This is a genomic window from Aeromonas sp. 130281 (assembly GCF_056642115.1).
The window spans coordinates 402,407-423,170 of the sequence record NZ_JBWVQS010000003.1 but is presented as its reverse complement, the minus strand read 5'-3'; the positions used below and the strand labels follow the sequence as shown (position 1 = coordinate 423,170).

General features: G+C 61.3%; 15 protein-coding genes and 1 rRNA gene. 5 read left to right on the top strand and 11 right to left on the bottom strand.

Annotated features, from left to right (window positions below):
• Positions 1-96: ribosomal RNA gene (locus AC1IN8_RS11880) — 16S ribosomal RNA — on the bottom strand; the annotation flags it as partial.
• A gap of 596 nt (positions 97-692) precedes the next feature.
• Between AC1IN8_RS11880 and rapA the strand changes: the two genes are divergently transcribed.
• On the top strand, positions 693-3,560 hold the full coding sequence (gene rapA / locus AC1IN8_RS11875; protein ID WP_479758922.1) for an RNA polymerase-associated protein RapA: 2,868 nt from the start codon (positions 693-695) through the stop codon (positions 3,558-3,560).
• Between the two features lie 194 nt (positions 3,561-3,754).
• Positions 3,755-4,411 (top strand): bifunctional tRNA pseudouridine(32) synthase/23S rRNA pseudouridine(746) synthase RluA, encoded by a 657-nt coding sequence (gene rluA / locus AC1IN8_RS11870; RefSeq protein WP_139436753.1) that lies wholly within the window; start codon positions 3,755-3,757, stop codon positions 4,409-4,411.
• Positions 4,412-4,497: 86 nt separating this feature from the next.
• On the opposite strand, the gene AC1IN8_RS11865 is transcribed toward rluA, so the two are convergent.
• The 5 genes from AC1IN8_RS11865 to AC1IN8_RS11845 form a co-directional block, all read right to left on the bottom strand.
• Positions 4,498-4,686: a hypothetical protein gene (locus AC1IN8_RS11865; RefSeq protein ID WP_043757779.1), complete on the bottom strand. Its 189-nt coding sequence runs from the start codon at positions 4,684-4,686 to the stop codon at positions 4,498-4,500.
• Positions 4,687-4,744: 58 nt separating this feature from the next.
• The gene (locus AC1IN8_RS11860; protein ID WP_247627229.1) at positions 4,745-6,676 is read right to left on the bottom strand and encodes a putative bifunctional diguanylate cyclase/phosphodiesterase; all 1,932 of its coding nucleotides are present in this window, start codon (positions 6,674-6,676) and stop codon (positions 4,745-4,747) included.
• Between the two features lie 25 nt (positions 6,677-6,701).
• Positions 6,702-7,199 carry a putative pterin-binding protein gene (locus tag AC1IN8_RS11855; protein WP_139436757.1) on the bottom strand — a complete coding sequence of 166 codons (498 nt, stop codon included), beginning with the start codon at positions 7,197-7,199 and terminating at the stop codon, positions 6,702-6,704.
• A 95-nt stretch (positions 7,200-7,294) separates the two neighbouring features.
• Positions 7,295-8,929, bottom strand: coding sequence for a chaperonin GroEL (groL, locus tag AC1IN8_RS11850; protein WP_025325745.1), 1,635 nt, complete (start codon positions 8,927-8,929; stop codon positions 7,295-7,297).
• Positions 8,930-8,975: 46 nt separating this feature from the next.
• A complete protein-coding gene (locus tag AC1IN8_RS11845) occupies positions 8,976-9,269 on the bottom strand; it encodes a co-chaperone GroES (protein ID WP_005309514.1) in 294 nt (97 codons plus the stop codon).
• A gap of 242 nt (positions 9,270-9,511) precedes the next feature.
• Here AC1IN8_RS11845 and AC1IN8_RS11840 point away from each other — a divergent pair, with 242 nt between their 5' ends.
• Positions 9,512-10,846 (top strand): MATE family efflux transporter, encoded by a 1,335-nt coding sequence (locus AC1IN8_RS11840; RefSeq protein WP_247627433.1) that lies wholly within the window; start codon positions 9,512-9,514, stop codon positions 10,844-10,846.
• Between the two features lie 37 nt (positions 10,847-10,883).
• Here AC1IN8_RS11840 and AC1IN8_RS11835 read toward each other — a convergent pair whose 3' ends face one another.
• Complete coding sequence (locus AC1IN8_RS11835) at positions 10,884-11,360, bottom strand: FxsA family protein (RefSeq protein WP_205641007.1); 477 nt, start codon at positions 11,358-11,360, stop codon at positions 10,884-10,886.
• Positions 11,361-11,808: 448 nt separating this feature from the next.
• On the opposite strand from AC1IN8_RS11835, the gene aspA reads away from it, so the two are divergent.
• Both aspA and AC1IN8_RS11825 read left to right on the top strand, forming a co-directional pair.
• The gene (gene aspA, locus AC1IN8_RS11830; RefSeq protein WP_139436763.1) at positions 11,809-13,251 is read left to right on the top strand and encodes an aspartate ammonia-lyase; all 1,443 of its coding nucleotides are present in this window, start codon (positions 11,809-11,811) and stop codon (positions 13,249-13,251) included.
• A 128-nt stretch (positions 13,252-13,379) separates the two neighbouring features.
• On the top strand, positions 13,380-14,699 hold the full coding sequence (locus AC1IN8_RS11825) for an anaerobic C4-dicarboxylate transporter (RefSeq protein WP_202047385.1): 1,320 nt from the start codon (positions 13,380-13,382) through the stop codon (positions 14,697-14,699).
• Between the two features lie 127 nt (positions 14,700-14,826).
• On the opposite strand, the gene gshA is transcribed toward AC1IN8_RS11825, so the two are convergent.
• Genes gshA through AC1IN8_RS11805 form a run of 4 tightly spaced genes read right to left on the bottom strand, consistent with a single transcriptional unit; the run spans position 14,827 to position 20,735 of the window.
• Positions 14,827-16,422 carry a glutamate--cysteine ligase gene (gene gshA / locus AC1IN8_RS11820; RefSeq protein WP_139436767.1) on the bottom strand — a complete coding sequence of 532 codons (1,596 nt, stop codon included), beginning with the start codon at positions 16,420-16,422 and terminating at the stop codon, positions 14,827-14,829.
• A 60-nt stretch (positions 16,423-16,482) separates the two neighbouring features.
• Positions 16,483-19,296 (bottom strand): M16 family metallopeptidase, encoded by a 2,814-nt coding sequence (locus AC1IN8_RS11815; RefSeq protein ID WP_479758921.1) that lies wholly within the window; start codon positions 19,294-19,296, stop codon positions 16,483-16,485.
• Between the two features lie 27 nt (positions 19,297-19,323).
• Positions 19,324-19,761 (bottom strand): YqaA family protein, encoded by a 438-nt coding sequence (locus AC1IN8_RS11810; protein WP_139436772.1) that lies wholly within the window; start codon positions 19,759-19,761, stop codon positions 19,324-19,326.
• On the bottom strand, positions 19,758-20,735 hold the full coding sequence (locus AC1IN8_RS11805) for an NADP-dependent oxidoreductase (RefSeq protein ID WP_479758920.1): 978 nt from the start codon (positions 20,733-20,735) through the stop codon (positions 19,758-19,760). Before AC1IN8_RS11805 ends, AC1IN8_RS11810 begins: the two co-directional genes overlap by 4 nt.
• Positions 20,736-20,764 lie beyond the last annotated feature (29 nt).

Here is a 20,764-nt window from a genome sequence, read left to right as displayed (position 1 = left end):
CAAAAGTAGCAAGCTACTTTCCCGCTGCCGCTCGACTTGCATGTGTTAGGCCTGCCGCCAGCGTTCAATCTGAGCCATGATCAAACTCTTCAATTTAAGTTTGGTTTGCGTCGCGCCATTACCGAAGTAACGACATTCAGCGGCTCAATGAATTGCTGAAATAAACTGTGACAACCGAAGTTGTCTTGGTCACTTCACCAGACATTGAAAATCAAAAATTGTTTTTGATGTTCGATGCTGTGAGTGCCCACACAGATTGCTTGATTCAAATTGTTAAAGAGCGACGCAACAGTGTGTTGCTGCGGGAGTGGAATTCTACTCAACCGCCTTCTCGAGTCAAGCCTTATTTTCAAAGGCTTTTCGAGGTTATCGACCGGGTTGTTTGCGTTGCCGCTTGCCCTGTCGATGGAGGCGCATTATAGGGAGCTGGCTCGGATTGGCAAGGGCGATTTCGTATAAAATTCGCATTTCCAGCTCAACCGCTCACCAATCAATCAAGGTGGTGTTTAAATGCTCAAGAAGGGTTCCGTATGCAGGCACTTTCTGCCCCTTGCCGGGTCAAGGGTGTCTGTAGATCAAGGTTGTATCGAATTGCCTTTCCCGAACGCCATAACCATGGTGATCGGGATCCGGCCTTCGGGTAACATAGCGCCCCTTTGCGATTCTCACACTCTTGGGCTTTGGAGAGTTTAATGCCTTTTGCACTTGGCCAGCGTTGGATTAGTGATACAGAGACGGATCTGGGGTTGGGGACTGTCGTTGCTGTTGAAGGACGCATGGTTACCCTGTTGTTTCCGGCTACCGGTGAAAACCGCATGTATGCCAAAGAAGAGGCGCCGGTCACCCGGGTCAGCTTCAATGTGGGCGATCAGATTGCCAGTCACGAAGACTGGACCATGACGGTCGAAGAAGTGCAGGAGAAAGACGGCCTGCTTATATATGTAGGTGTGCGCACCGACAATGATGAGCCCGTTGCCCTCAAGGAAGTGTTTCTCAACAACTTTATCAAGTTCAACAAGCCGCAGGATCGCCTGTTCGCCGGCCAGATCGACCGGATGTCCCGCTTCACCCTGCGCTACGAAGCGCTGATCAACCAGCACCAGCGCCGCCGCAACCCGACTCGCGGTCTGGCCGGTGGCCGGGTCAGCCTGATCCCGCACCAGCTCTATATCGCCCATGAAGTGGGTCATCGCTACGCCCCGCGCGTACTGCTGGCGGACGAAGTGGGTCTGGGCAAGACCATAGAAGCGGGCATGATCATCCATCAGCAGCTGCTCTCCGGCCGTGCCCATCGGGTGCTGATCCTGCTGCCCGAAACCCTGCAGCACCAGTGGCTGGTCGAAATGCTGCGTCGCTTCAACCTGCATTTCTCCCTGTTTGACGAGGAGCGCTGCATCGAGGCGTTCGCCGATGCAGAGAACCCATTCGAGACCGAGCAGCTGGTGATCTGCAGCCTCGACTTCCTTCGCAAGAAGCGTCGTCGCTTCGAGCAGGTGCTGGAAGCCGAGTGGGATCTGCTGGTTGTCGACGAGGCGCATCACCTAGAGTGGAGCGAAGAGGCGCCGAGCCGTGCCTATGAAATGGTGGAAGCGCTTGCCGAACAGGTGCCGGGCGTGCTGCTGCTGACTGCGACCCCGGATCAGCTGGGCCACCAGAGCCACTTTGCCCGTCTGCGCCTGCTCGATCCCGAACGTTTCTACGACTACGACGCCTTCCTCGCCGAGGAGCAGGCCTATGGTCAGGTCGCGAGCGCCGCGCAAGAGCTGCTGGATGGCGAGACCCTGAGCGATGAAGCCAGACAGATCCTTGCCAGTCAGCTGGAAGGGCTGGACTTGAGCGATGCAGCGGCCCGCCAGCACGCGGTCGCCAAGCTGCTGGATCAGCACGGCACCGGCCGGGTGCTGTTCCGTAACAGCCGCGCCAATATTCAGGGCTTCCCCGAGCGTCACCTCAACGTCTACCCCATGCCGCTGCCGGAGCAGTACAAGACCGCCATCAAGGTGATGGGCATGATGGGTGGCAATGGTGGCGATCTGCAGACCCGCGCCCTGCGCTACCTCTATCCGGAGAAGATCTTCCAGCAGTTCGAAGGCGACAACGCCACCTGGACCCAGTTCGACCCGCGCGTCGAATGGTTGCTGGAGCTGCTGCTCTCAGCCCGCCAGCAGAAAGTGCTGGTGATCTGCTCCGAAGCGGCCACCGCCATCGCGCTGGAAGAGGCGCTGCGTACCCGTGAAGGGATCCGTGGTGCCGTGTTCCACGAAGGGATGTCGATCCTCGAGCGGGACAAGGCCTCCGCCTATTTCGCCCAGCAAGAGGGGGGCGCCCAGGTGCTGCTCTGCTCCGAGATCGGCTCAGAAGGCCGCAACTTCCAGTTTGCCAGCCATCTGGTGCTGTTCGATCTGCCCCTCAACCCGGATCTGCTGGAACAGCGTATCGGCCGACTGGATCGTATCGGTCAGCAGAATACCGTCGAGATCCACGTTCCCTATCTGGATGGGACTGCCCAGCGCGCCCTGCAGCTCTGGTATCACGATGGCCTGGATGCGTTCGAGCAGACCTGCCCGACTGCCCGCCCGGTATTCGAAGCTGTGCGTGACGAGCTGTTCGAGCTGCTGGCCGCCAACAGCGGCGAGCAAGGCCCGCTGGACGCCCTGCTGGTCAAGACCCGCGAGCTGCACGAACCGCTCAAGGCCCGGCTTGAACAGGGCCGCGATCGCCTGCTGGAGATCCACTCCAGCGGTGGCGCCGCCGCCCAGCAGCTGGTCGACAAGCTGGCCGCCGAAGATGACGACACCGGCATGATCTCCTTCGCCCTCAAAATGTTCGACGAGATCGGCGTCAATCAGGATGACAGAGGCGAGAACGCGCTGGTGCTGACCCCGGGGGATCACATGCTGGTCTCCAGCTTCCCGGGCTTGCCGCAAGACGGCATGACCATCACCTTCGATCGCAACACCGCCCTGTCGCGGGATGACATGGCGCTGCTCTCCTGGGATCACCCCATGATGCGCGGCGGCATCGACCTGATCCTGGGCTCCGAGATCGGTGCCACCTCGGTCGCACTGCTCAAGAACAAGGCGCTGCCCATCGGCTCCATCCTGCTTGAGCTGATCTTCGTTGCCGAGTCTGCGGCCCATCCCCAGCTCTACCGCTTCATGCCGCCGACGCCGATCCGTCTGCTGATGGACAAGAACGGCCAGAATCTGGGCGAAAAAGTGGCGTTCGATGCCTTCAACCGCCAGCTGACCCCGGTCAACCGCCACCTTGGCAGCAAGCTGGTCACCGCGTCCCAACCGGTGATCCACGGTCTGATTGGCAAGGGCCAGGCCATTGCCGAAGAGCTGAAAGCGGGGATTGTCGACAAGGCCCGTGCCCTGATGGCGCAAACCCTGCAGCAGGATCTGGATCGTCTGGAGGCGCTCAAGGCGGTCAACCCGAACGTGCGCGACAGCGAACTGGATTATCTGCGCAATCTGCAGGCAGAATTGCACCACCTGATCGATCAGACCCAACTCAAGCTGGATGCAATCCGCTTTATTGTGGTCACCCATAACTGACAAGGTACCGATCGACAGCGGCCAGACCCAGCTCAAGCTGGGTACCCAGTGCCGCTTTATCGTGGTCACCCATAACTGACAAGGCAGTGAAGTGGCATGAACGGATCCGGCTCACGCGGGACCTCATGCCCTTTATGATTGTGGTTACCCATAACTGATGGGGGCTTGCCCCCACCTTCTGATGCGAGACATTTATGTTTGAATACTCACCGCCTCTGGAACCCTGGCTCGATATCCTGTTCAAGGACAAGGACATCATGGTGGTCAACAAGCCCACTGGCCTGCTAAGCGTCCCAGGGCGCGGCCCCGAGAATGAAGACAGCGTCCTGCATCGGGTGAAACAGCAGCACCCCAAGGCGGCGGCAGCCCATCGCCTCGATATGTCTACCACTGGCGTCATTGTCATACCCCTCAATCCCAATTCTCATCGGGAGCTGAGTCGGCAATTTCGCGAGCGGGAGACCGAGAAGCACTACCTCGCCTGGGTGTGGGGCGAGCCGGAGGCGGACTCGGGTCAGGTCGACCTGCCGCTCTGCGTCGACTGGCCCAACCGCCCGAAACAGAAGGTGGACTTTGAGGAGGGACGCCACGCCCTGACCCTGTGGGAAAAACTGAAGGTGGAGAACGGCAACAGCCTGATCAAGCTGACCCCCATCACAGGTCGCTCTCACCAGCTGCGCGTCCACATGCTGGAGCTGGGGCACCCGATCCTGGGTGACAACCTCTATGCCCATCCGGATGCGCTGGCGGCGGCTCCCCATCTCTACCTGCATGCGGCCATGCTGACCATCAGCCACCCCCGCAGCGGCGAGCGGATGACCTTCGAGGCCCCGGCCCCCTTCCCGGTCTGAGCATTGCACCGAGCAGTGAAGCCGTCAGATAAAACCCGATAAAAAAAGAAAGCCCCCATCGAAAGATGGGGGCTTTTTCGTTCAGGTCAGACGCGAATATCGATCCTACTTCCGAGGGAAGCGCTGGCCGATGTCGGCGCCGCCGGAGCGGACTGAGCTGCCGTTTCCAGCAGTTTCAGTGCGGATTCGCCCTCCTGGGTCTGCTGCTTCTTGGCCAGGCTGGCCACCATCAGAGCAGAACCAAACGACGCATTTGCAGAGCTAGAAATATCCATTGTGTACCTCCTGCCAAGAGACTATCGGCCGGGCCCCGCGAGACATGAGCCATATCGTTCAGAGCAGGTATGCCTTGTCAGGTGCACGCCGTGCCAGCCAGCGCTCCTCCATCTCCAGCAGGGTCTGATAGGCCTTGGACGCCTGCTCCGGGCGGCTGAACAGATAGCCTTGTCCGTAGAGATGGATGTCGGTCAATGAGCGCAGCACGTCGAGCTGCCCCTGGGTCTCGATGCCTTCACACACCAGCTTCTTGCCCAGCATGGAGCCCATGCGGCAGATGTTGGCCACCAGCTCGGCCGCCTCTATGGAGGTGTCTATGCCCTGGATGAAGGATCTGTCTATCTTCACCTTGCTCACCGGCAGCTTCTGCAGATAGCTGAGAGAGGAGTAACCGGTTCCGAAGTCATCCAGCGCCAGGTGAACCCCCTGTTGACTGAGATCCTGCATCAGCTGCAGCGAGTTCTTCACCTCGCGCATTGTGGTGTCTTCCGTCACCTCCAGTACCAGGCAGGATGCGGGAATATGGTGTTCCATCAACGCCTTGGCCACCAGCTTCAACAGGTTGCGCTGATACATGCCAGGGGAAATGTTGACGCACATCTGCAGATCGACCAAGCCCAGGTGCTGCCACTGGTGGAGCTGCTCGCACGCCGTGTTCAGCACCCAGCTCCCCAGCTTCTCGGCAAGCTGGAACTCTTCCGCCACCTGGATCACCTCGTTGGGCGGGATGAAGCCAAGCTCGGGATGACGCCACCTCAGCAGCGCCTCCACCGCCTCGCAGCGACCGCTCTCCAGGTTGACTATGGGTTGGTAATAGAGCTCCAGGGCATTGTGTTCAAGGGCCATCACCATGTCGGAGGCGAGGTGCTTGCGCCTGGCGGTTTCGTTGAGCAGGGAGCTGTCATAGATGACATAGGGCACATGGGTCTTGCGGCTGTGGAACAGCGCCTGCTCCGCCCGGCTCAGCAGCTCCTGGGTCTGGTTGCTGTCCGTGGGGAAGAAGGCGATGCCTATACCCACCTCCAGCCGGAAGGGGTAGCTGTCGATGATGATGTCTTGCTTGATGGCGTGGAGCACCCTCGCCACCAGCTCCCTGACCTGGCGCAGGTCGCTGCTGTCCCGTTGCAGCATGGCGAGCTGATCGCCCCCGAGACGCGCCACCCATTCGCCGTTTTCACACAGGGCACGCAGCCGCTTCGCCAGCTCCTGCAACAGGATGTCCCCTGTGCTGTAGCCGAACTTGCTGTTGATGTCCCGAAAGTCGTTGATGTCGATCAGCACCAAGCCAAAGGGAGTATCACGGCTGACATAGGACTCCATCTTCTCCAGCAAGGCCAGCCTGTTGGCCAGGCCGGTCAGCGGATCGACCCGGGCCGTTCTGAAATGGCGCCGGGCTTCACGCACCAGCAGGCCGCTGAGCAGAATGACTGATATCACCAGCCCCAACACCATGAACAGCAGCGCATCGCGCAACTGGCCGAAGCGCTTGTCATTGCCCGAATAGACGTTGATGTTCTTCTGCATCATGGAGGCGAGGGAGTAGGATAGCGGCTCCTGCAAGGGCGCAAGGGTCATCATGACCTGCTGGTAGTCCGACATCCCCGGCTTCAGCCTGGTCAGCTCCGGCTCCAGCTTGCGGATATTGTTCTCGGTCAGCTGGACCAGCCGCAGCGTCTTCGGATTGTCCGACAGGCTCTTGCGCAGCTGGCCGCTCAGCAGGATCGGCGTCCGGCTCCAGAGAATGTCGTAGCGCAGCAGCAGGGTTTCATGGTCTATGCCGCCGTAGTGGTAAATCTCGACGGCATTGAGAAAGCGCCCCAGCTCGAGCTGCAGCTGCATCAAGGCCCAGGAGACGTCATAGGTGTACTTCTCCATCACCCGGGTCGCATTCTGTATCTGCACCAGGCAATAGAGCGTGCTACCCGTGAATAACAGAATGGATAGATAAAGAACGCCGAGTAAGGGCCAGGCCCTGGTCTTCGCTTTCACCCAATGCTCCCGCAAGTCACCGTCTTTACTGCTGAATATCGATTGCGCTCAGTTGCCAGATCATCATGTCGGTGAACTCGGATCGCTTGAGTTCGGGATGCTGATCCAGCGGCAGAATAAACCAGAGCGGCCCCTTGTCACGTACCCGCATGGTCACCCCATCATCCTGCCAGGCCAGGATGGGATCGTATTGCCTGACCTTATCCCAGTTGATCCGGATCTGGAAACTATTCAAGGCGGTGAGCGTGATGCTCTTGCCGTTGGCCTTCACCGCCGTCAGCACGTCCGCCAGCCTGGGCCCCACGTATTTGTGCGGTTTATCCACCCAGGGATTGCTCGTCACTATCTCATGCTGTGGCAGGGCCTGGATCATGGCCATGTCGAAATCAACCTCACCATCAGCCGGATTTGCGGGATCCAGATTCCCCGTCACCTTGAGGATCACCGGCCCCTCGGGAGCGGCCAATGCCATGGTGGGAACGACAAGGGAAAACAGTAACGGGATCAAACCTAATGTTCGCATGCTCACCTCAGATCATTTCACTATCAACAACTTCAGCTTAGTAGCACTAAAAAAAACGGCCCGCAAAAGCGAGCCGTTTGATGACTATGACGGAATTACATCATACCCATACCGCCCATGCCACCCATATCAGGCATGGCAGGGGTATCTTTCTTCGGCAGCTCGGAGATCATGCACTCTGTGGTGATCATCAGGCCGGCGATGGAAGAGGCGAACTGCAGGGCAGAACGGGTCACCTTGGTCGGATCCAGGATGCCCATGGCCAGCATGTCACCGTACTGTTCGGTGTAGGCGTTGTAGCCGAAGTTACCCTCACCGTTCTTCACGGCGTTGGCAATGACGGAGGCTTCTTCGCCGGCGTTGATGACGATCTGACGCAGCGGAGCTTCCATGGCGCGCAGGGCAACCTTGATACCCACGTTCTGGTCTTCGTTGTCACCACGCAGGGAGGCCAGCTTGGCGGCCACGCGCACCAGCGCCACACCACCACCGGCAACCACGCCTTCTTCTACGGCAGCGCGAGTGGCGTGCAGGGCATCGTCAACACGGGCTTTCTTCTCTTTCATCTCGACTTCGGTGGCAGCGCCAACCTTGATGACGGCAACACCGCCGGCCAGCTTGGCCACGCGCTCTTGCAGCTTCTCACGGTCGTAATCGGAAGAGGTATCTTCGATCTGCTGACGGATCTGAGCCACGCGGCTCTCGATCAGGGCGGCATCACCCACGCCATCGATGATGGTGGTGTTCTCTTTGGTGATGACGATGCGCTTGGCACGGCCCAGATCTTCCAGGGTCGCTTTTTCCAGCTCCATACCCACTTCTTCGGAGATCACGGTACCGCCGGTCAGGATGGCGATATCCTGCAGCATGGCCTTGCGACGGTCACCGAAGCCCGGCGCCTTGACGGCGGCGACTTTCACGATGCCGCGCATGGTGTTGACCACCAGGGTCGCCAGCGCTTCACCTTCCACGTCTTCGGCCACGATGATCAGCGGTTTGCCCGCCTTGGCCACGCCTTCCAGCACCGGCAGCATTTCGCGGATGTTGGAGATCTTCTTGTCCACCAGCAGGATGAAGGGGTCATCCAGCTCGACGGAACCGGTTTCCGGCTTGTTGATGAAGTAGGGGGAGAGGTAGCCACGGTCGAACTGCATGCCTTCTACCACAGCCAGCTCGTCTTCCAGACCCTGACCGTCTTCCACCGTGATCACGCCGTCACGACCGACCTTGTCCATCGCCTCGGCGATCAGTGCACCCACTTTCTCGTCGGAGTTGGCGGAGATGGTGCCGACCTGGGCGATGGCGTTGTTGTCGGCGCACGGCTGGGACAGGGCCTGCAGCTCGGCGACAGCGGCCACGACGGCCTTGTCGATACCGCGCTTCAGATCCATGGGGTTCATGCCGGCGGCGACGGCCTTCAGGCCTTCGTTGACGATGGCTTGCGCCAGTACGGTCGCAGTGGTGGTACCGTCACCGGCGGCGTCGTTGGCCTTGGAAGCGACTTCCTTGACCATCTGGGCGCCCATGTTCTGGAACTTGTCTTCCAGCTCGATCTCGCGGGCAACGGAGACGCCATCCTTGGTGATGGTCGGGGCACCGAAGGACTTGTCCAGTACCACGTTGCGGCCTTTCGGGCCCAGGGTCACCTTGACGGCGTCGGCCAGGATGTTGACGCCTTCCAGCATCTTGATGCGGGCTTCGTTGCCAAACTTAACTTCTTTAGCTGCCATGTTCTTCAGTCCTTAAATCAATTCGGGAAAAAGGGGGGGGAGGTGATTACTCTTCGACAATCGCCAGGATGTCGGTCTCGGACAGGATCAGCACGTCCTGGCCATCCAGCTTCTCGGTCTTCACGCCGTAGCCTTCGTTGAAGATCACCTTGTCACCCACCTTGACGGCGAGGGCTTTGACATCGCCATTGTCCAGAATTCGGCCAGTCCCCACGGCAAGAACTTCACCACGGGTGGACTTCTGGGCCGCAGTGCCAGTCAAGACGATGCCGCCAGCGGATTTGGCTTCAGCTTCGATGCGCTTGATGATGACGCGGTCGTGCAGTGGACGAATTTTCATCGATAACTCTCCCAAAATGAGTCTCTGTGTTGCTTGAGGAATGGCCGCAGTCGGCCAAATTTGTTATGCCCCTGATCTGGGGCAATATGGGTAGCCCTTCAAGGGCAAATACAAAAAAAATATTTTCACGTACTATGAGTATCTTCGATGGATCACCCACCCCCAATCAGGAAGGCGGATGGACGCGGCCAGCATTTCGGCCCAGAGCACATAGAGACCCTGCCTTGAGCCGACCCAACCCCATGCTGACCGCCCCCATGACGCCAGTGCTGCTGCGCATGACGGGGCCCATGATCCTCGGCATCGTTGCCATCCTCGCCTTCAACCTGGTCGATACCTTCTTTATCGGCATGCTGGGCACGGAGGCGCTCGCCGCCATCAGTTTCACCTTCCCGGTCACCTTCGTGGTCACCTCCCTCACCATGGGGCTGGGAGCGGGACTGTGCGCCCTGCTCGGCCATGCCCTGGGCCAGGGCCGTCACGACGAGGCCGCCCGCATCACCACCGACTGCCTGTTCCTCGCCGTCATCCTGGTGACCCTGCTCGCCGTGCTGGGGGCGCTGACCATAGAGCCTCTCTTTACCCTGCTGGGGGCCAGTGCCGAGCTCATTTCGCTGATCCACGACTACATGCTCATCTGGTATCTGACCGTGCCCATGCTGGTCATCCCCATGGTCGGCAATGCCGCCATCCGGACCACGGGGGATACCAAGACCCCCAGCCTGGTGATGGGGGTAGCCGGCCTGGTCAACGGGGTGCTGGATCCCCTGCTCATCTTCGGGCCCGGTCCTTTCCCCGAGTGGGGCATCCGCGGCGCCGCCATCGCCACTTCCCTCTCCTGGCTGATGGCCATGCTGGTCAGCCTGCACATACTGCGCCAGCGGGAGCAACTGCTGTCATGGCGCCTCTCCCCTCGCCCGCGGCTGCTGGCCCACTGGCGCGCCCTGCTGCAGGTGGCCGTGCCTGCATCGTTTACCAACATGCTCAACCCGCTGGCCAATGCCGTGCTGATGGTCATCTTCGCCGGCCTGGGTACCGAGGTGGTCGCCGCCTACGGCGCCGCCTCCAGGGTAGAGGCGCTGCTGCTGATCGTGATGATGGCACTCTCTTCCGTGCTGGCCCCCTTCGTCTCGCAGAACTGCGGGGCGGGCAATCCGGCGAGGGCCAGGGCCGCTCTGCTGCTCTGCATGCGGTTCGCCCTGCTGTTCCAGCTCGCCATCTACGGCCTCGTCTGGCTGCTGGCCCCCCTTATCGCCAACCTGTTCAGCGATCACCCGCAAGTCGTGCGCCTCATCGTGCTCTATCTGCATCTGGTGCCCATCGGCTACGGTTTTCAGGGCATGGTGATGTTGCTGGCCTCGGCCCTCAATGGCGTCAGAGCCTCGACGGTATCATTCGTCTTCAACGGCATGCGGCTGTTCGTCTTCTTGCTGCCAGGGGCCTGGCTGGGGGCAAAACTGGGGGGAGAGCAGGGGATCTATCTGGGAATATTGCTGGCAAACCTGGCAGCGGGACTGCTGGCCTGGGGCTATGCCCACCGCAGGTTTGAGGGGCTCTGCCATCAGGTCCACCCCTGACGGCGAGGCCCCCGATATGGCGGCCGATTCCGTTCACTCACTCTTTGCGTTCAAATTCCCCTTCAATCGTGGTTCCGCCACCCTTGGCCTGATCCGGCTGCCCCTCGCCTGGGCGCGCCCCGAACGGCGGTTGCTGTGCCTGAAAGCCCCCCATCTGCATCCTGAACTGGCTGCTGCCCACCAGCTTGTCGGCCAGCCTGTTGCGCAGCCAGGGCTGCAGCAGCAGGATGCCGAAGAAGTCGGTCACGAATCCCGGAATGATCAGCAGCAGACCGGCCAGCGCCAGCATCATGCCGCCCATCACCTCGCGGCCCGGCATCTCGCCCTGCTGCATCTTCTGCTGGGCGCTGAACAGGGTCTTGATCCCTTCGCTGCGCACCAGGGAAGAGCCCAGCACCGCGGTCAGTACCAGCAGGCCCACGGTCGGCAAGGCGCCTATCACCGAGCCCACCTCTATCATCACGGTGAGCTCCAGCAATACCAGGCCAACCAACAACAGTAACAACTTGCCCATAGCAACCTCAGTGCGGTGAATAAATGAACCTGCCATCACGCAGTGAGCGGAGTATGGCCCATGCCAACTCGCCATCGCGCAGGTCTCTTGTCACTAAAATGGGGAGCCATGCCGGTTTTTCAAGTCCGCGGCGTCAGACAACCCGGATTCGGGAGAAATATTTGGTCGCCCAACTGTGATTGAAGTGATTGTTCTGTCAAAGTTAATCGCTCAATTGCAATATCTGTTTAATGACCACAAGATATTTGGGGTTGCCTCAAATTTAGTGATCCAAGTCTAATATCAGATACCTCAATTGAGGTAAGATCTATCCCAGTCATTGCACAGGGCGCCATCGGCTCCCCACTGCCCCACCCGATGTGTGGTGCTTCAGGATGAAATGTGCGTAAGGAAGTCGCGACCACTCGGTGAGGATCGTTTCCATTTATCTGATTTCTGAGGCATTACAATGAGCGACATCAAGAACGTCCGCATTGAAGAAGACCTGCTGGGCACCAAAGAAGTTTCCAACGATCTCTATTACGGTGTGCACACCCTGCGCGCCGTCGAGAACTTCAAGATCAGCACTCAGAAGATTTCTGACGTTCCCGAATTTGTCCGTGGCATGGTGCTGACCAAGAAGGCCGCCGCACTGGCCAACGGTGAGCTGGGCACCATACGTCCCGAGATCGCTGACAAGATCATCGAAGCCTGTGACCTGATGCTGAACACCGGCAAGTGCTTCGACCAGTTCCCGGTCGACGTTTATCAAGGCGGCGCCGGTACCTCCGTCAACATGAACACCAACGAAGTGCTGGCCAACATCGCCCTCGAGTTGATGGGTCTGGAGAAGGGCCGTTACGACGTCATCAACCCCAACGATCACGTCAACAAGTGCCAGTCCACCAACGACGCCTACCCCACAGGCTTCCGCGTGGCCGTGGTCAACAGCACCGACACCACCCTGCATGCCCTGGAAGCGCTGATCGCTGCCTTCGATGCCAAGGCTGCCGAGTTCAAGAGCATTCTGAAGATGGGTCGTACCCAGCTGCAGGATGCCGTCCCCATGACCCTGGGTCAGGAGTTCCATGCCTTCGCTGTCACCCTGCGCGAAGAGATCAAGTCCATCAAGCGTTGCCAGGAGCTGCTGCTGGAAGTGAACCTGGGCGCCACCGCCATAGGTACCGGCCTGAACACCCCGCCCGAGTACTCCGCCCTGGCAATCAAGCGTCTGGCCGAGATCACCGGTCGTGCCTATGTGCCGGCAGAGGATCTCATCGAAGCGACCTCCGACTGCGGCGCCTATGTGATGCTGCACGGCGCCATCAAGCGTCTGGCCATGAAAATGTCCAAGATCTGCAACGACCTGCGTCTGCTCTCCTCGGGCCCCCGTACCGCGCTCAAAGAGATCAACCTGCCGGAAATGCAGGCGGGCTCTTCCATCATGCCGGCCAAGGTCAACCCGGTCATCCCGGAAGTGGTCAACCAGTCCTGCTTCAAGGTATTCGGCAACGACGTCACCATCACCTTCGCCGCCGAAGCCGGTCAGCTGCAGCTGAACGTCATGGAGCCGGTGATTGGTCAGGCCATGTTCGAATCCCTTAGCCTGATGGAAAAAGCCTGCATCTCCCTGCGCGAGAAGTGCGTGGAAGGCATCACCGCCAACCCGGACATCTGCATGAACCACGTGCTGAACTCCATCGGCATTGTGACCTACCTGAACCCCTTCATCGGTCACCACGAAGGTGACATCGTCGGCAAGATCTGTGCCCAGACCGGCAAGAACGTCCGCGAAGTCGTGCTTGAGCGCGGCCTGCTGACCGCCGAGCAGCTGGACGAGATCCTCTCCATCGAGAACCTGATGAATCCGCAATACAAGGCCAAGCGTTACACCCGCGAAGCCACCGTATAAACGGAATCCTGGGCCGGGTATATCCCGGCCCCATAGAGTCAGTTCCCGAGCGGCCTCCTGCTAGTCCCGTCGGGAATTGGCTTTCTGCCTAATAAAACCTAAAAAAACTGGAAAATGGAGTGTTCGCTATGATTGGAATCGAGTTACTTGTGGTGCTCGCCGCTATCTATCTGGGGGCCCGGATAGGCAGCATCGGCATCGGCTTTGCCGGTGGTCTGGGGGTGCTGGTGCTGACCTGGGGTCTGGGCATGCCCATCCCGAGCGATCAGCTGGTGACCTACCTGCCCTGGGACGTGATCATGATCATCGCGTCCGTCATCTGCGCCATCGCCTGCATGCAGCTCGCCGGCGGGATGGACTACCTGGTGCACCTGGCCGAGAAGGCACTGCGCAAGAATCCCAAGCACATCACCTTCGCCGCCCCTGTCGTCACCTACCTGATGACCATGCTGGCCGGGACAGGTCACACCGCCTTCTCCACCCTGCCGGTGATCGCCGAGGTGGCCAAGGAGCAGGGCATTCGCCCGTCCCGTCCGCTCTCCATCGCGGTCGTTGCCTCCCAGATCGCCATCACCGCCTCCCCCATCTCGGCGGCCGTGGTTGCCTTCTCCGGCATGCTGGAGCCCCTCGGTGTCGACTACCTGACCCTGCTGGCCATCTGCATCCCGTCCAGCTTCATCGCCTGTCTGCTGGGGGCCTTCGTGGCCAACATGCTGGGCAAGCCGCTGGAGCAGGATGAAGTCTATCTGGAGCGCAAAGCCAAGGGCCTGATCAAGCTGCGCGGCACCAGCAAGGTGGAACTCAAGCCTTACGCCAAGCTCTCCGTCGGCATCTTCATTGTCGCCATCGTCGCCGTCATGGCCTATGCCACCGCCATCTCCGGCAACGTGGGTCTGATCAGCAGCCCGCCCATCCCCCGCGATGGCGCCATCATGGGCATCATGCTCTCCGCCGCCACCCTGATGGTGCTGTTCTGCAAGCTGGACGCCGCCCAGATCACCAACATGCCCACCTTCAAGTCCGGTATGTCCGCCTGTATCTGCGTGCTGGGTGTGGCCTGGCTCGGCAACGTCTTCGTGAAGGGCAACATGGTCGAGATCCAGGCGTTCGCCGGCGATCTGCTGAGCCAGTACAGCTGGCTGCTGGCCGTGGTGCTGTTCTTCTCCTCCATGCTGCTCTACTCCCAGGGTGCCACCACCAAGGCACTGATGCCGGCCGCGCTGGCCCTGGGCGTCAGCCCGCTGGCGGCCATCGCCTCCTTCGCCGCCGTGAGCGCCCTGTTCGTGCTGCCGACCTACCCGACCCTGCTGGCGGCGGTCGAGATGGACGACACCGGCTCCACCCGGATTGGCAAGGCGGTATTCAACCACCCCTTCTTCATCCCGGGCGTGGCCACCATCGCCATGGCAGTGGCGCTGGGCTTCTTCTTCGGCGGTCTCATCCTCTGATGACGCGTCACTCCTTGCAGACGGCCCCTCGGGGCCGTTTTTTTATGCCCGCTGCGGGCCAGATCCCACCTCTACGCCCATAAAAAAGCCGCTCAAGGGAGCGGCTCTCGTCATCAGGGGCAGGTCTTCAGCTGGTCTGCCGGGTGCCGAAATAGTCGGCGAGGAAGTCATCGAAGGAGAGGCTGTCACTGCGCTCCCGCTCCCGCTGCTTGGCCAGGGAGTCCCGCGCCTCGCCGGCGAAGTAGGCCTCATCCCAGTACTGCAGCTCACCGCTCAGCATCTCTTCCCGGTAACGGCTCGCCAGGGCGTCGCCGAAGCAGCCGTTGTCCTGGCCGCTTTCCAGCAACTGCTTGAGCAGGCGGGCGGAGTAGGTCAGCTCGGGGTTGAGCAGCTTCTCGCGGTGCATGGCCAGGGTCTCGCGGTAGCGGTTGCGACCACAGCAGCGATCCAGCAGCTCGGCGACCTGGGCCAGCTCGTCGAACAGCTTGAGCCCGTACTCCTTGAGGCCGATGGCATTGCCCTGCTCGTCTTCAAGCTCGAGACCGGGGCGGCGCCCTTCCAGCACCACCTTGTTCTGGTTGCGACGGTTGCGGGCAATCTCCTCGTCACCCAGCACGGGAGACGGGCGCAGCAGGCACCAGACCAGGAACAGATCGAAGAAGCGGATCTGATCCACCTCGATGCCGAACGGCGTGAAGGGATTGACGTCCACGGTGCGCAGCTCGATGTACTCGATGCCGCGCTGCTCCAGCGCATCCGAGGGCTTCTCGCCGCTGCGGGGGGTGCGCTTGGGCCGGATAGGGGCATACAGCTCGTTCTCCAGCTGCAGCACGTTGTCGTTGAGCTGGCGGTACTCGCCGTTCACCTTGACCCCTATCTTGGCAAACTCGGGATCATGGGTGTTGATGGCGCGGCGCAGGCTGCTGACATAGGCCGGCAGGTTGTCGTGGCTGATCTTGAGCCCCGCCTGGGCGCTGTTGGTATAACCGAGATCGGACAGGCGCAGGGCGGTGGCATAGGGCAGATAGAGGGTCCCCTTGCCAATCTTCTGGAACGGCAGGCTGCTCTTGCGCCCCTTGAGGAAGGAGTCGCAGATGGCCGGGGAGGCGCCGAACAGGTAGGGCACCAGCCAGCCGAAGCGGTAGACGTTGCGAATAAGCCCCATGTACTTGTCGGAGATGAAGCGCTGGCTGCAGCACCCCTCGCCCACCAGGTCCTGCCACTCGCACCAGAAGCTGTCCGGCATGGAGAAGTTGAAGTGCACCCCGGCGATCACCTGCATCAGGCTGCCGTAGCGGTTCTTCAAGCCCTGGCGATAGAGGGTCTTCATCCGGCCTATGTTGGAGCTGCCGTACTGGGCCAGGCGGATGCTCTCCTCGTCACCGACGAAGCAGGGCATGGAAAGCGGCCAGATCCGCTCATCCCCCAGGTGATGAATGGCGTGGCGATGGATGTCGCCAAGCTGCTCGATCAGGCTCTCGATGGAGTCGGTCGCCGGGGTGATGAACTCCAGCAGGCTCTCGGAGTAGTCGGTGGTGATGTTGGCATGGGTCAGGGCCGACCCCAGGCCTCTGGGGTGATCGGTCTGGGCCAGGGTCCCTTCTGGGGTGATGCGCAGACATTCACGTTCGATCCCGCGCCGAATCCCCTTGAGGGCGGTCACCCGATCCGGGGTACCCAGCGCAGCCAGCAACTCGGTGAGCGACAAGCTAGTAGTAGTCATATTCACGGCTCATGTATGGCCGCCCCACCTGGGGCGGCGCTCATTTTTTTGCAACGCCCCTCAGGGCAGTTGCAGCGGATAGATGGGAAGATGAAGCTCGCTCAAGGGTTTTTCAAGCTTTTGCTTGTCCCCCACCACCACAATCACCATGTCGGCCGGGTCCAGCCAGCGTGCCGCACTGGCTTTTAGCGTCTCGGGCGACACCGTTTTGATCAGCTGGCTCTGGGCCTGCACATAGTCCGGCTTCAGGTCGTACATGATCATCTGCAGCAGGAAGCCCGCCTTCTGGCCAAGCGTCTCGTAGGAGAGGGCATCCTGCTGGGAGACGGCGCTGCGCATGTAGGCCAGCTCCACCGGGGTGGGTCCGCTCCCGCGGTAGCCATCCATCTCCTTGAGGAACTGACGGATGGCATCCGCGGTGGCATCGGTGCGCACGTTGGCGCCGGTGGCGAACACGCCGGCCTCGCGGTTCGCCTGGAAGCCCGAGCTGGCACCATAGGTGTAGCCCTTGTCTTCCCGCAGGTTGAGGTTGATGCGGCTGTTGAAGTTGCCCCCCAGGTTGAAGTTCATCAGGTTGGCGACGAAGTAATCCCCCGTGGTGTCAAACGGCATGGCACGCCGGCCGATGCGGATCACCGACTGGGGTGCCCCCGGCTTGTCCACCAGGTAGATGCCCGGCTTGGCCTGCTCCCCCTTGAGCTTGAGATCCCCCAGGGTCGGCGCCGCCCCCTGCCACTGGGTGAGGAAGCCGAGCTGCCGTTCGACCTGCTGCTGGGTCACATCCCCGGTCACCACCACCTTGGCGTTGGTCGGGTTGTAGTAGGCGTGATAGAAGCGCTTCACGTCTGCCAGGGTCAGCTTCTCGACGTCGGTCAGCACCCCGTCGGTCGGCTGGCCGAGGCGGTTCTGCTTGCCGTACACCAGCTCACGGAACGCCTGCCCCGCCAGCCACTCGGGCTGCTGCTCGCTCTGCTTCATGCCTTGCAGCATCTGCGCCTTGAGCCGCTCGAAGTCCGCCTCCCGCAGGCCGGGTTGCAGCAGCACCTCGCGCACCAGCGCCAGCGTCTGGGGCAGCTTGTCGGTCAGGCTGCTGATGGTGATGAGGTTGTTGTACTGGGCGGTCGAGACGCTGATGCTGGCGCCGAGCTTTTGCAGCTCGTCGCTGAGCTCGGCCTCGGAGAGGCGCGCCGTCCCCTGCCCCAGCATGGCGGCGGTGAGGCTGGCCAGCCCCAGCTCGCCCTTGCCCTCGGCCCGGATGCCGCCAGGCAGGGCGATCATGATGGAGACGGCCGGGATCTCGTCACTCCGGGTGCCGATGATCTCGATACCCTTGTCCAGCTTGCCGTGCCAGATGGCCGGCACCTTGACGCTGACCGCCTCCGCCGTCCTGGGCTGCACGCTGCGATCGAAGCTGTCCTTGATCGTTTGCTGGGCCAGCGGCTCCCCATGCTGGCTGTAATCCGGCAGCTCGCGCTTGGCCGGGGTGAAGTTGGGCGTGCCCGCCTGCCACTGGGTCTTGCCCTTGGGCACCACGCTCAGCACCACGGCCGGCTTGTTCGCGATGAACTTGTCGTAGGCCGCCTTGACCTGCTGGGCGTTCACCTGACCTATGGCATCCAGGTTCTTGAACACATAGTTGGGATCCTGGGCCAGCACCTGCCCCATGGCGAGCTGGCTCACCTTGCCGGACACGCTGTCCAGCCCCCAGATGGCCGAGGCGCGATAGCTGCTGATGGCCTTCTCCAGATCCTCGGGCTTGATGCCGCGACCGGCAAACTCGCCGATCACCTTGTCCACTTCCCCCTTGAGGGTCTTGAGGCTGCCATCCACCGCCGGGTTCGGATAGGCGTAGACCGCCAGGGTACAGGCCAGCTCTTCGCAGGAGTGGGAGGCCCCCACCTCGATGGCCTTGCCGGTCTTGACCAGGGACTGATAGAGCATGGAGCTGGCGGAGCCGCCGAGCACGTCGGCAAAGATGTCCAGCGCCGGCTCCTGCGGATCGCCAAGGGACACGGTCGGGTAGCTGATATAGAGCAGCGGCAGGTGCACCTTGTCTTCCAGCGTCACATAGCGGGTCTCGGGCAGGGTCGCAGGCTGGGGCGTCGGCTCGGCCACCTCGGGGCCACGGGGGATGGGGCCGAAGTACTGCTCAATCCAGGCCAGCGCCTGCTGGGTGTCGAAGTCGCCCCCCAGGGTGAGGGTGGCGTTGTTCGGGCCATACCAGCGCAGGAAGAACTGCTTGAGGTCGTTCACATCGACCCTGTCCAGATCCTCCACATAGCCGATGGGCTGCCAGGAGTAGGGATGGGTGCGCGGATAGAGCGCCTCCCCCACCCTCTCGCTCAGCAGGCCGTAGGGCTGGTTGTCGATGCGCTGGGCCCGCTCGTTCTTGACGGTGGCGCGCTGGATCTCGAACTTCTTCTGGCTCACCGCATCGAGCAGGAAGCCCATGCGATCCGCCTCCAGCCAGAGCACCTTCTCCAGCTGATTGGCCGGTACCGTCTCGAAATAGTTGGTCCTGTCCTTGTTGGTGGTGCCGTTCATCTCGCCACCGGCCTCGTTGATGATCCGCATGTGCTCCTGATCACCAACGTGCTTGGAGCCCTGGAACATCATGTGCTCGAAGAAGTGGGCAAACCCCGACTTGCCGACCGTCTCGCGCGACGACCCCACGTGATAGGTGACATCCAGGTGCACCAGGGGATCAGACTTGTCCGGCGCCAGGATCACGGTCAGGCCGTTGTCCAGCCTGTACATCTGATAGGGAATGCCGAGCTTGCCTTCCTGCTTGACCTGCTCGGACACCAGGGTGGGCGCTGCCAGCACGGGCAGGGAAAATCCCAGGAGAATGCTTAATGGAATGAGTTTGTTCACGGTTACCTCGTGAGTGACAAGAATGGGCTAGAAGATCTGGCTGGCCAGCAGAAACACCAGGGCATAACGAAACAATTTGCCGAGCCCGATCAGGATGAGAGAGCGCCAGAAGGAGAAGCGAAGCCAACCGGCCAGCAGGCAGAGGCCATCGCCGATCACCGGCGTCCAGGCGAGCAGCAGGCACCAGTGACCATGTTGTTTGAGCCAGGCGAGCGCCTTTTGTTCCCCACGGCCTTGAAAATCTTCCGGTTTTTTCTTCAATGTGGCGAGCCGGCCCAGCCACCAGGTGGTCATGGAGCCCAGGGTGTTGCCCAGCGTCGCCCACAGCAGCAGGCTGGCCATGCTCCACTCTCCCCGGGTGGTCATTGCCCCCAGCAGCACTTCCGAGCTGCCGGGCAGCAGGGTGGCCGAGGTGAAGGCGCTCAGAAACAGCCAGCCCAGCCCCATCTCGGCAATGTCGTTCATCCGGGCTGGCCGTCGGCGGCAGGCATGCGCAGCAGCAGCTTGCCCCGCACATGGCCGCCCTCGATGGCGCCATGGGCCAGCGCCCCTTCCGCCAACGCATATTCACCGGAGATGGTGATATGCACATCCCCCTGACGCAGCAGCATCAGCACCTGGGTCAGCTGTTTTTGATCGGGGTGAACCAGCATGCCGAGCACCTCTATGCCCGCCTCGGCCCCCGCCTCCTTGATCTGCTGGGCCGTGATGGTGGGCACAGTCACCATGCGGCCACCCGGTTTGACGCAGGCCAGTGCCGCCTTGCCGCTCTCGCCCCCCACCAGATCCAGCACCAGATCCACCGGGCCGCCGGCCGCCACCACCTGTGAAGGCCAGTCGGCGTCGTGGTAATCCACCATCTGGCTGGCCCCCAGCCCGTGCAGGAAGCTGTGGTTGTCAGGCCCGGCCGTGACCACGACCTGGGTCCCGTAGGCGGCGGCAAACTGCACCGCCAGATGGCCCACGCCACCGGCACCCGCCAGGATCAGCACCCGCTGTCCGCCCTTGAGGGCACCGTGTTCGAACAGTCCCTGCCAGGCGGTGAGACCCGCCAGGGGCAGCGCGGCCCCCTGTTTGAGGCTGACCCCGTCGAGCCTGACCAGCTCGTCTTCGCGTACCACCACAGATTCCGCATAGCCACCGGCCGTCAGGGGAAAGCCGACCATGCCGCACACCGCATCCCCTTCCACCAGGGTGGTGACATGGGGGCCGACCTTCTCCACCACGCCGGAGACGTCATAGCCCGGGGTCCAGGGCAGCTTGTCCTTGTTCTGGGCCGCCGCCCAGCCGAGGCCGGCCCGGGTCTTGGCATCGATGGGGTTGACCCCCGCAAAGCAGATGCGCACCCGGACTTCCCCCTCGGCGGGCACCTTGTCGAGGGAGGGGTTGAGCTTAAGTACCGAGGGGTCGCCGAATGCGGTAATCTGTAGCTGCGTCATTGCACAATCCATCCTGTTGATTGATCAAG